Annotated in this window: 10 protein-coding genes; 9 read left to right on the forward strand and 1 reads right to left on the reverse strand. The window is 72.3% G+C overall.

The genetic code is table 11. The features are described 5' to 3' along the window. Positions 1-16: 16 nt before the first annotated feature. The 7 genes from AOM46_RS00215 (at position 17) to AOM46_RS00245 (ending at position 9278) form a co-directional block, all read left to right on the forward strand. The gene (locus AOM46_RS00215) at positions 17-1009 is read left to right on the forward strand and encodes a DUF1015 family protein (RefSeq protein WP_062203776.1); all 993 of its coding nucleotides are present in this window, start codon (positions 17-19) and stop codon (positions 1007-1009) included. A gap of 173 nt (positions 1010-1182) precedes the next feature. Then, the gene (locus tag AOM46_RS00220) at positions 1183-2580 is read left to right on the forward strand and encodes a NarK/NasA family nitrate transporter (protein WP_062203779.1); all 1398 of its coding nucleotides are present in this window, start codon (positions 1183-1185) and stop codon (positions 2578-2580) included. 137 nt (positions 2581-2717) lie between these two features. After that, positions 2718-3875, forward strand: a complete 1158-nt coding sequence (locus tag AOM46_RS00225; RefSeq protein ID WP_062203782.1) for a uroporphyrinogen-III synthase — start codon at positions 2718-2720, stop codon at positions 3873-3875. Between the two features lie 94 nt (positions 3876-3969). After that, positions 3970-6282 (forward strand): UvrD-helicase domain-containing protein, encoded by a 2313-nt coding sequence (locus AOM46_RS00230; RefSeq protein ID WP_234313569.1) that lies wholly within the window; start codon positions 3970-3972, stop codon positions 6280-6282. Between the two features lie 108 nt (positions 6283-6390). Further along, entirely contained in the window at positions 6391-6864 is a 474-nt protein-coding gene (locus AOM46_RS00235) for a carboxymuconolactone decarboxylase family protein (protein WP_062203785.1), read from the forward strand. 423 nt (positions 6865-7287) lie between these two features. Further along, positions 7288-8691 carry an NAD-dependent malic enzyme gene (locus AOM46_RS00240; RefSeq protein WP_062203788.1) on the forward strand — a complete coding sequence of 468 codons (1404 nt, stop codon included), beginning with the start codon at positions 7288-7290 and terminating at the stop codon, positions 8689-8691. Between the two features lie 305 nt (positions 8692-8996). Further along, positions 8997-9278: an HU family DNA-binding protein gene (locus tag AOM46_RS00245; protein ID WP_062203791.1), complete on the forward strand. Its 282-nt coding sequence runs from the start codon at positions 8997-8999 to the stop codon at positions 9276-9278. 128 nt (positions 9279-9406) lie between these two features. Here AOM46_RS00245 and murA read toward each other — a convergent pair whose 3' ends face one another. After that, positions 9407-10726, reverse strand: a complete 1320-nt coding sequence (gene murA, locus AOM46_RS00250; RefSeq protein ID WP_062203795.1) for a UDP-N-acetylglucosamine 1-carboxyvinyltransferase — start codon at positions 10724-10726, stop codon at positions 9407-9409. Positions 10727-10857: 131 nt separating this feature from the next. Here murA and AOM46_RS00255 point away from each other — a divergent pair, with 131 nt between their 5' ends. After that, complete coding sequence (locus AOM46_RS00255; protein WP_062203798.1) at positions 10858-11415, forward strand: YqgE/AlgH family protein; 558 nt, start codon at positions 10858-10860, stop codon at positions 11413-11415. 11 nt (positions 11416-11426) lie between these two features. Then, complete coding sequence (locus AOM46_RS00260; protein ID WP_062203801.1) at positions 11427-11726, forward strand: DUF3039 domain-containing protein; 300 nt, start codon at positions 11427-11429, stop codon at positions 11724-11726. The last annotated feature ends 81 nt before the right edge of the window (positions 11727-11807 follow it).

An 11807-nucleotide genomic window follows, 5' to 3' on the forward strand; every position in this document is an offset into this window, starting at 1 on the left:
GCTGTCCCGCCCGCTGGTGCCGCCGAGCAGCCCGGCCCCGCGCGCGGATCTGCTGCTCCCCTTCCACGGTGTGCTCGCCCGTCCCCTCGACCGCGCCAGCTACTACGTGCTGGAGCGGATGGACGCGGTGGGGGCGGTGGAACAGCGGGGCGTGCTCGGCGCGTTGAGCCTGCAGGGCGTGGAGAGCGGGCATGTGCTGCGCCATCAGCAGGTGGGCGAGTCCGCCGTGCGGCTCCAGGCCAGGCTGCTGAAGGAGCGCGGCGGCAGCGTCGATCCGCTGCTGTTGGCCGCGCCCAGCCTGGGCGCCTTCCGCAGCTGTGTCGAGGAGACGGTGCGCCGGCCGGCCGTCCAGGAGTTGGGCACCCCCGAGGGCGGCGTGCAGCGGCTCTGGGTGTGCGATCCGCGGTGGGCGCTGGAGCCGCCCCCGTTGCCCCCGCTGCTGCTGGCCGACGGCCACCACCGTCTTGAGGCCGCGCGCCGGCTGTACCGCGCGCATCCGGGCGCGGTGGGGGACCGGCTGCTGGCCCTGGTCGTGGACTACCGGCAGTACCCGTTGACGTTGTCCGCGACGCACCGGGTGGTGCCTGGGCTCGATCTGAACCGTGCGGTGCGGTCCGCTGCGCGGATCGCCCGGGTGCGTGAACTCCCGCCGGCGCAGCGGCCGGTGCCGCGTCCCGGCACCTATCTGCTGACCGGGCACGGGCGGATCTGGGGCCTGTCGGAGATCTCGCCGCAGGCCCTCGCCGGGCGGCTGCGCACCCTGCCGGCCGAATGGGTCGAGCTGCCGGCGGCGATCAGCGACCATGTGCTGATCCCGGTGCTCTGCGAGGACCAGCAGCTGGTGCCGGTGCCGCGCTACACCAGCCAGTACCCGGCGTCGGACGAGGTGGCGCTGATCCTGCCGCCGCCCACCTGGGACCAGATCTGGGCCGGTGCCGCCAGCGGTGCCGGGATGCCGCCGAAGAGCACCCATCTGGGGCCCTCGCCGGTCGGCGGCCCCCTGGACTGAGGGCCCGCCGGGTGCGCGGGCCGGTCAGGCCGGGGCCGTCCTTTCTCACGCGGGGCGGGGCGGCCGGGTGAGACCGAGGTTTCGTCCATGTCACCTCCCGCCAACAGACCGGAAGTGCGGCGTCCCTAGCTTCGGCGGTACGACCACGGGACCCGGATATCGCTGGAGGCGCCATGACAGTCACCCAACCGAAGTCCGCCCGCCGTGGTGGGCGCTGGATCGAGGAGTGGGAGCCGGAGGACGAGCACTTCTGGCGCACCAGGGGCGAGCGGATCGCCCGCCGCAACCTGGCGTTCTCCATCGTCTCCGAGCACATCGGGTTCTCGATCTGGACGCTCTGGTCGGTGCTGGTGCTCTTCATGGGCGACGAGTACGGCATCGACGCCGCCGGGAAGTTCTTCCTGGTCTCGGTGGCCACCCTGGTGGGCGCGCTGGTCCGGGTGCCCTACACCTTCGCCGTCGCGCGGTTCGGCGGGCGCAACTGGACGGTGGTCTCGGCCTCGTTGCTGCTGCTGCCCACGGTGGCGGCCTGGTGGGTGATGGAGCCGGGCACCTCGTACAGCACCTTTGTCTGGGTCGCCGTCCTCACCGGCGTCGGCGGCGGCAACTTCGCCTCCTCGATGACCAACATCAACGCGTTCTTCCCGCTGCGCAAGAAGGGTTGGGCGCTGGGTCTGAACGCGGGCGGCGGCAACATCGGGGTGCCGGTGGTCCAGCTGGTCGGCCTGCTGGTGATCGCCACTGCGGGGGACGGCAGCCCCCGGGTGCTGCTGGCCGTGTACGCGCCGCTGATCGTGCTGGCCACGGTGCTGGCCTGGCGCTGCATGGACAATCTCGCGCCGGTCACCAACGACACCGGGGCCGCCCGCGAGTCGGTCGGGGACGCCCACACCTGGATCATGTCGTTCCTGTACATCGGCACCTTCGGCTCCTTCATCGGCTACAGCTTCGCCTTCGGTCTCGTGCTCCAGAACCAGTTCGACCGGACCCCGCTGCAGGCCGCCTCGATCACCTTCATCGGGCCGCTGCTCGGCTCGTTGGTGCGGCCGATCGGCGGCCTGGCGGCCGACCGGTTCGGCGGCGCGCGGATCACCCTGGCCACCTTCGTCGGCATGGCGGCGGCCACCGGGGTGGTGATCGCGGCCTCGCGGAGCGAGTCGCTGCCGGTCTTCCTCGTCGGCTTCACCGCGCTCTTCGTGCTCAGCGGGGTGGGCAACGGATCGACGTACAAGATGATCCCGGGGATCTACCAGGCCAAGGCCGGCGCCCTCGGACTGACCGGGGAGGCGGCGGCGGCCTACGGGCGGCGGCTCTCCGGCGCCGCCATCGGCCTGATCGGCGCGGTGGGCGCGCTGGGCGGCCTCGGCATCAACCTCGCCTTCCGGCAGTCCTTCCTCGCCACCGGTTCCGGCGCCGGCGCGTTCACCGCGTTCCTCGCCTTCTACGCCGCGTGTTCCGTCGTCACCTGGGCCGTATACCTGCGGGGCGGCGGCCGCTCGGGGGCCTCCTCCGGCGGGCGGGTGGCGGCCGGGAATCGGCCCAGCGAGGAGCCCGCCTACGTGGGGGTGTGAGCCCGGCCGGGCGCCCGACCCGCGCGACAGGTCGGGGTCGGGCGTAACACCGGGGAAATCCGTGGGAACCAGGCCCGTCATGGCAGATTGACAGGGTCAGCCGCACGCTATCGATCACAGGTGGAACGGTCAGGCCGATGCCGCAGGAACAGCAGCACCAGGAAAACCCCGTCCGGCCACTGGATGGCTTCACCGTCGGTGTCACGGCGGCCCGGCGCGCCGAGGAGTTGGGCGCGCTGTTGCGGCGACGGGGCGCCGAGGTGGTGCACGCTCCGGCGCTGCGCATCGTGCCCCTCGCCGACGACGACCAACTGCTCCACTCCACCGAGCGGTTGATCGAGCAGGCGCCCGATCTGGTGGTGGCCACCACCGCCATCGGCTTCCGGGGCTGGGTGGAGGCGGCCGACGGCTGGGGCCTGGGCGAATCGCTGCTGGCCACCCTCTCCACCGCCGAGGTGCTGGCGCGCGGCCCCAAGGTGCGCGGCGCGATCCGGGCGGCGGGGCTGACCGAGAGCTGGTCGCCGGCGTCCGAGTCGATGGCCGAGGTGCTGCAACGCCTGCTGGACCAGGACGTCTCGGGCCGCCGCATCGCGCTCCAACTCCACGGCGAGCCGCTGCCGGGGTTCATGGAGGCGCTGCGCGCCGCCGGCGCCGAGGTGGTGGACGTCCCGGTCTACCGCTGGATGCCGCCGGCCGACATCACACCCGTCGACCGGATGATCGATACCGTGATCGCCCGTGGCCTGGACGCCGTCACCTTCACCTCGGCCCCCGCCGCCGCCTCGCTGCTCCGCCGCGCCGAGGAACGCGGCCAGCTGGAACCGCTGTTGGACGCCTTCAAACGCGAGGTCCTGGCCGCCTGCGTGGGCCCGGTCACGGCGCTGCCGCTCCAGACGCACGACGTGCCGACCAGGGCCCCGGAACGGTTCAGGCTCGGCCCGCTGGTCCAGCTGCTCTGCGCCGAACTGCCCGCCAGGGCCGAGGTGTTGCCGGTGGCCGGCCACCGGCTGGAGATCCGGGGGCGCGCGGTGGTGCTGGACGGCGCGCTCCGTCCGGTGCCGCCGGCGGGCATGGCCCTGCTGCGCGCCCTGGCGCGCAGGCCGGGGTGGGTCGTCGCCCGTGCCGATCTGCTGCGCGCGCTCCCGGGCGCCGGGCGCGACGAGCACGCCGTGGAGACGGCGATGGCCAGGCTGCGCACCGCGCTCGGCGTCCCCGCGGTGATCCAGACCGTGGTCAAACGCGGCTACCGGCTGGCCCTCGACCCGGCGCTCGAAGCCCCCAAGTACGGCGACTGACCAGCACCCGGACGTGTCGCGGCGGCTGTCGGGGCCGCCAACTTCGCGTACGGTTGACGGCTGCCCTGCACTGCAGCAGAAGGGGGCCGGAGCGTTGGACGCGCGGGACCGGGAGATCCGGAACGAGCAACGGCATCTCGACGTCGTCTACGGACGGCTCACGGAGAAGATCCACGAGGCCGAGTACCTGATGGCGGACGCCGCCAGCCGAGTCCAGGTCGGCACCCCGGGAGCGCTCGCCGAACGCGACGCCCAGGTCTTCCAGGCCGGGCTCCATCTCTCCCGGCTCAACCGGGAGTTCGAGGACTTCCTCTTCGGCAGGATCGACCTGCTCGCCGGCAAGGACGGGGTGCGTGGCCCGGACGGCGCCTCCACCTCCGTCGAACCGGCCGACGACGCGGTGCGCGAGGAGAACGGCGAGCCGGTCGCCGATATCGCCGAGACCCTGCACATCGGCCGGCTCGGCGTGCTCGACGCGGAGTACGTCCCGCTCGTCATCGACTGGCGCGCGCCGGCCGCCGCGCCGTTCTACCGCGCCACCCCGCTGCGCCCGGGACGGGTGGTGCGCCGCCGGGTGATCCGCAGCCGGGGGCGGCGGGTGCTGGGCGTGGAGGACGATCTGCTCCGCCCCGGGCTGCGCGCGCTGCTCGCCGGCGAGGAGCTGCCGGTGATCGGCGACGGCGCGCTGATGGCAGCGCTGGGCCGGGAGCGCGGCCACCGGATGACGGATATCGTCGCCTCGATCCAGGCCGAGCAGGACGAGGTGATCCGCGCCCCCGCCGGCAAGGTCACCGAGGTCACCGGCGGCCCAGGCACCGGCAAGACCGCGGTGGCGTTGCACCGCGCCGCCTACCTGCTCTACCAGGACCGACGCCGTTACGCCGGCGGCATCCTGGTGGTTAGCCCGACCCCGCTGCTGGTCTCCTACACCGAGGGCGTGCTGCCGGCGCTCGGCGAGGAGGGGCAGGTCGTCATCCGCGCGCTCGGCTCGCTGGTGGACGGCTTCGAGGCGGACTCCTACGACGAACAGCGGGTCGCCGCCGTCAAGGGCTCGGCCGCCATGGCGCGGGTGCTGGCCCGCGCGGCGCGTGGCGCCGTGGACGCGCCGGGCGGGCCCAGGACGCTGCGGGTGGTCGCCTTCGGCCGCCGGGTCGAGCTGGACGCGGACCGCCTCGACCAGGTCCGCCGACAGGTGCTCGGCGGCACGGCCCCCGTCAACCTGCTGCGGCCCCGGGCCCGCCGGCTGCTGCTGGACGCGCTCTGGGAGCGTTCGGGGGCCGGTTCGCGGTTCGGCGATCCGGAGTTGGCGGCCGAGGCCAGGGAGGCGTTCGCCGAGGACATCGGCACCGAGGACGTGTTTCTCGACTTCCTCGCCGCCTGGTGGCCCGAGGTCACCCCGCTCGACGTGCTGCTGTCGATGGCCGACGAACAGCGGCTCTCCCGCTGGGCCAGGCGGCTGCTCCGCCCGCGCGAGGTGCGTCTGGTCGCCCGTTCGCTGCGCCGGATCACGCCGGTGGGCGCCGGGCTCTCGGCGCACGATGTGGCGCTGCTCGACGAGTTGCGCGCCCTGCTGGGTGCCCCCGCCAGGCCGGCGCCGGCCCGGGACGCCGGCAGCGGCGGCCTCGACGCCCTTGAGGCGCTCAGCGGCGTCGCCGAGTTGACCACCTATGGGGAGCGCGCGGAGCGCCGTGCCAGGGCCGCCCGGGACGACGAGGAACGCGCGGACTACACCCATGTGATCGTGGACGAGGCCCAGGACCTCACCCCGATGCAGTGGCGGATGGTGGGTCGGCGCGGCCGGCAGGCCAGTTGGACGGTGGTCGGCGATCCGGCGCAGAGCTCCTGGTCGGCGCCGGACGAGGCGGCCGAGGAGCAGCGGGCCGCGCTCGGCGGACGCTCCCGGCGCAGGTTCGAGCTGACCGTCAACTACCGCAACCCGGCCGAGATCGCCCGGGTCGCCGACGGCGTGCTGACCCGCGCCCTGCCCGGCGCCACGCCGCCCCGCGCGGTCCGAGCCACCGGCGTCGAGCCGCGCTTCGCGGTCGCCGAAACGGCCGAGGCGCTGCCCGAAGCGGTGCGCGCCGAGGCGGAGCGGCTGCTCGCCGAGGTGACGGGCACGGTGGGCGTGGTGGTCGCGATGGGGCTGCGGGCCACCGCCGGACGCTGGCTGGAAGGCGCCGACGACCGGCTGGTGGTGCTGGGCAGCCTGGAGGCCAAGGGCCTGGAGTACGACGCGACGCTGGTGGTCGAGCCGGCCGGGATCGCCGGCGAGTCCCCGGCCGGACACCGGGTGCTCTATGTCGCCCTGACCAGGGCCACCCAACGGCTGACCGTCCTCGCCGGCCCGAACGACGCCCCGGACCAGGACGGCGTCCCCGCGCTGCTCCGGCCGGCGGACGCCCCCTGACGGGGAGACGCGGATCACAGCGCGGCCGCGTCACATCGGGGACCCGTTCGCGCATCCCATGTGTGTCACCGATGTGTGTCACCGAAAGCAACGGCGTAGGAGCACTCCATGAACGCTCGACTGAACCTCTTCTCCACCCCGGACGGGGCCAGGGCCCTCCGGCATCTGACCTCGGCGGGTCAGGTGGTCACGGAATCGACGCTGCCCGCCGCGACCCAGGAGCTGGTGAAGATCCGCGCCAGCCAGATCAACGGCTGCGGCTTCTGCACCGATATGCACACCAAGGAGGCGGCCGAGGCCGGCGAGACCCCGGTGCGGCTCAACCTGATCGCCACCTGGCGGGAGGCCACGGTCTTCACCGAGGCCGAACGGGCCGCCCTGGAGCTGACGGAGCAGGGCACCAGGATCGCCGACGCCGCCGGCGGCGTCCCGGACGAGGTGTGGGAGAACGCGGCCAAGCACTTCGACGAGGACGAACTCGGCGCCCTCGTTTATCTGATCGCGGTCATCAACGCCTTCAATCGGCTGAACGTCATCGTCCGCAACCCGGCCGGCCACTACCGGCCGGGACAGTTCGGCTGAGCGGCCCCCGAGCGGTGCCGCCGACGCCCCCCGGGTGCCGGCGGCGCCCCCGCCGCACCGCGCTGACCTGCGCCAAGACACCGGTTGACCCTCGGGCTCAGTGCGGTAGCCTGGATAACGACACCGGCCCGTTCCATGCCCCCGGGCCCAACCATTGTCGCTACGAGCGACCACTTGCCGCGAGGCGAGCTGGCGGGTCGGTGTCCTTGATCCTCCCCGTTCCTCGCCGATCCTCCCCGCTGCGCTCTCTGACTTTCCGGGATCTCTTCCCGAGCTCTTGACAGCGCTGTTAGCGTCAGGCCGGTCAGCGTGGTCCTGGCTTTGGCCGCTCCGGGCGCCTTTCGTAAGGTGACAGCGGCCGAGCCGGCGGGCGGCCCGTCCCTCGGCCCCCGCGCGGACCAGGAAAGTGAAGGAAGTTCGGCCATGGCAACGGCGCCCAGTGTCTCGTATTCGATGACGGTCCGGCTGGAGGTGCCAGCGAGTGGCACGGCCGTCAGTCAGCTCACCACCGTGGTGGAGTCCTCCGGCGGGTCGGTCACCGGCCTCGACGTGACCGCCTCGGGGCACGAGAAGCTGCGGATCGACGTGACCATCGCGGCCAGTTCCACGGCGCACGCCGACGAGATCGTGCAGAAGCTCCGCGGCATCGACGGCGTCTCGCTGGGCAAGGTCTCGGACCGGACGTTCCTGATGCATCTCGGCGGCAAGATCGAGATGACCTCCAAGCACCCGATTCGCAACCGTGACGATCTGTCGATGATCTACACCCCCGGCGTGGCCCGGGTGTGCACCCAGATCGCCGCGCATCCGGAGGACGCCAGGCGGCTGACCATCAAGCGCAACAGCGTCGCCGTGGTCACCGACGGGTCGGCCGTGTTGGGGCTCGGCAACATCGGCCCGCACGCCGCGCTGCCGGTGATGGAGGGCAAGGCGGCGCTCTTCAAGCGGTTCGCCGGCATCGACGCCTGGCCGCTCTGCCTGGACACCCAGGACCCGGACGCCATCGTGGAGATCGTCAAGGCCATCGCCCCCGGGTTCGCCGGGATCAACCTGGAGGACATCTCCGCGCCCCGCTGCTTCGAGATCGAGGCCAGGCTGCGGGAGGCGTTGGACATTCCGGTCTTCCACGACGACCAGCACGGCACCGCGATCGTGGTGCTGGCCGCGCTGCACAACGCGCTGCGCGTGGTCGGCAAGGAGTTGGGCGACGTCCGGGTGGTGATGTCGGGGGCCGGCGCCGCCGGAACCGCCATCCTCAAGCTGCTGTTGGCGGCCGGCGTCAAGCACGCGGTGGTGACCGACCTCTACGGGGTGGTGCACGCGGGCCGCGACGACCTGGTCGGCGCCGACGGGGACTCCCCGCTGCGTTGGATCGCCGACAACACCAACCCCGATGGTGTGACGGGCACGTTGGGCGAGGCGATCGTGGACGCCGATGTGTTCATCGGGGTTTCCGCTCCCGACGTGCTGACCGGGGACGATGTGGCGACGATGGCAGACGGCGCGATCGTCTTCGCCCTCGCGAACCCGGACCCGGAGATCGACCCGGCGGTCGCCCGGCAGACCGCGGCCGTGGTGGCCACCGGACGCTCCGACTTCCCCAACCAGATCAACAACGTCCTGGTCTTTCCCGGGGTGTTCCGGGGGCTGCTGGACGCCCAGTCGCGCTCGGTCTCCACGGCGATGATGTTGGCCGCCGCGCGGGCCCTCGCCGATGTGGTCGGGGCGGACGAGTTGAACGCCAACTACATCGTGCCCAGCGTCTTCAACGAGCGGGTCTCGGGCGCCGTGGCCGAGGCCGTGCGGCAGGCCGCGGGTTCACGCTGACGTCAACTCCCCGTGCGGGGAGAGCCGCCCCGCGGCGCGCGGGGCGGCGAGTCGGTTGCCGGCGGGCTCCGACTGCCCCTTAGGGTGACCGGGAGGCACGGCCTCGGGCACGTCGCACCTGCGGACTTGGGCGCTCAACAGGCGTCCGACCGGGGGCCTCGGATTGGCCTTCCCGCCACTGGTGAGGGCAGGATGCGTACCCGGGCGTCAGGGAGGACCCCTGGTCCTGGCAGTGTCAGTGGGTCCTGGCAGCATCGGCTTCGATCTCACGCCTCATTGGCAAGATGAACTTGGGAGTACGTAATATGAACCGCAGTGAGCTGGTGGCCGCTCTGTCCGAGCGCGCCGAGGTGACTCGGAAGGACGCCGACGCCGTCCTGGCGGCCCTCGCCGAGACGGTGGGGGAGGTCGTGGCCAAGGGCGACGAGAAGGTCACCATCCCCGGTTTCCTGACCTTCGAGCGCACCCACCGCGCGGCTCGCACCGCCCGCAACCCGCAGACCGGCGAGCCCATCCAGATCCCGGCCGGGTACAGCGTGAAGGTGTCCGCGGGCACCAAGCTGAAGGAAGCCGCCAAGGGCAAGTGACCGTCGGATGACGACCACTAAGGGGTGGCCCCTCCATGGGGGGCCACCCCTTTCACATGTTCGTTCACTCTTCGGTCATCCGTGCCACTCTCGCGTGCCCCGGCGGCGCCGGGGGCGCGGGGAGACCGTCAGGGGCGCTCGACCTTGGCGCCCAACTCCTCAAGTTTGTTGAGGAAGTTCTCATATCCACGGTTGATCAGCTCGATGCCGTGCACCCGTGAGGTGCCCTCGGCCGCCAACGCCGCGATCAGATAGGAAAATCCCCCGCGCAGATCGGGGATGACCAGATCGCCGCCCTGGAGCGTGGTCGGCCCCGAGACCACCGCCGAGTGCAGGAAGTTCCGCTGGCCGAAGCGGCAGGGCGTGCCGCCCAGACATTCCCGGTAGAGCTGGATATGCGCGCCCATCTGGTTGAGCGCGCTGGTGAAGCCCAACCGGGACTCGTAGACCGTCTCGTGCACGATGGAGAGCCCCGATGCCTGCGTCAGGGCCACCACCAACGGCTGCTGCCAGTCCGTCTGGAAGCCGGGGTGCACATCCGTCTCCAGCGCGATCGCGTTCAACGGGCCGCCGGGGTGCCAGAACCTGATCCCCGACTCGTCCACCTCGAACGCGCCGCCGACCTTGCGGTAGACGTTCAGGAAGGTCAGCATCTCCCGCTGGCTGGCGCCGCGCACATAGACGCTGCCCTTGGTGGCCAGCGCCGCGCTCGCCCAGGAAGCGGCCTCAAGCCGGTCGGGCAGCGCCCGGTGGGTGTAGCCGCCGAGGCGGTCGACGCCGGTGATCCTGATGGTGCGGTCGGTGTCCAGGGAGATGATCGCGCCCATCTTCTGCAGCACGCAGATCAGGTCCTCGATCTCCGGCTCCACGGCGGCGTTGGTCAGCTCCGTCACACCCTCCGCCAGCACCGCGGTGAGCAGCACCTGCTCCGTGGAGCCGACCGAGGGGTAGGGCAGCCTGATCTTGCAGCCGCGCAGCCGCTGCGGGGCCTCCAGATACTGGCCGTCGGCCCGCTTCTCGATCACGGCGCCGAACTGGCGCAGCACGTCGAAGTGGAAGTCGACCGGCCGGCCGCCGATGTCGCAGCCGCCGAGGCCGGGGATGAACGCGTGCCCGAGGCGGTGCAGCAGCGGGCCGCAGAACAGGATGGGAATGCGCGAGGAGCCGGCGTGGGCGTCGATGTCGGCCACGTTCGCGCTTTCCACATGCGAGGGGTCGAGCACCAGCTCGCCCGGCTCCTCGCCGCTGCGCACCGTCACCCCGTGCAACTGGAGCAGGCCGCGCACCACCCGCACGTCACGGATCTCCGGCACGTTGCGCAGCCGGCTCGGCGCGCTGCCCAGCAGGGCCGCCACCATGGCCTTGGGGACCAGGTTCTTCGCCCCTCTGACCCGGATCTCGCCCTCGATCGGGGTGCCGCCGTGAACAAGGAGTACGTCGTCGGTCATGGAACTCGCGATCTGTTCGGGAGGGGTGCGGGGGACCACTTCGAATGGTAATGGCCGCATGCCGCCCGGCCCCCGCACCCCGGCCGGGGCCGCCCCTCCCCCCTGGGTCCCGAATACGGAATCATGGGCCCATGCCCGAGGTCTCCTCGTTCACCGGGCGGCTGCTGGTGGCCACCCCAGCCCTGTCCGATCCCAACTTCGACCGGTCCGTCGTCCTGCTGCTCGACCACGACCGGGAGGGCGCCCTCGGCGTGGTGCTCAACCGGCCCACGCCGGTCGGCGTGTCCGAGGTGCTGGAGCCCTGGGCGGCGCTCGCCGGTGAGCCGGGCGTGGTCTTCCAGGGCGGCCCTGTCGCGCTGGACGCCGCCCTGGCGCTGGCCGTGGTGCCGGGCGTCGGGCCGCTGGGCTGGCGGCGGGTGCACGGCTCGATCGGCCTCGTCGACCTGGAGGCCCCGCCCGAGGTGCTGGCCGCCGAGGTGGGCTCGCTGCGGGTCTTCGCCGGCTACGCGGGCTGGGGCCCGGGACAGCTGGAGCGCGAGCTGGAGGAGGGCGCCTGGTATGTCGTGGACTCGGAGCCGGGCGACGTCTCCGCGCCCCGCCCAGAGAGCCTGTGGCGGGCGGTGCTGCGGCGGCAGCACGGCAGTCTGGCGATGCTCGCCACATATCCGGACGACGCCTCGCTCAATTAGGCTAGGTACTCATGAGCACTGTTGAGGAGCCCGAGCGCGGAGCGGGCACCGGCACCATCGTCGAGCCCACCCCGCAGACCACCCACGGTGACGGCGATCACGAGCGGTTCGCCCACTATGTCCAGAAGGACAAGATCATGGCGAGCGCGCTGGACGGCACGCCCGTCGTCGCGCTCTGCGGCAAGGTCTGGGTCCCCGGGCGCGACCCGAAGAAGTATCCGGTCTGTCCCACCTGCAAGGAGATCTACGAGTCCATGGGCTCGTTCGGTGGCGGCAACGACGGAAAGGGCGGCAAGGGCGGCAAGAAGTAGCCCGCGCGAGGCCCCGCCGGGGCCGCGAGGGACCGAGGCGCGACGCCCTGGGATTCGGCCGGGGCGGCGTCCGGTCGTGCC

This window comes from Streptomyces sp. NBRC 109706 (genome assembly GCF_000974485.1).
In the GTDB taxonomy this organism is placed as follows: domain Bacteria; phylum Actinomycetota; class Actinomycetes; order Streptomycetales; family Streptomycetaceae; genus Streptomyces.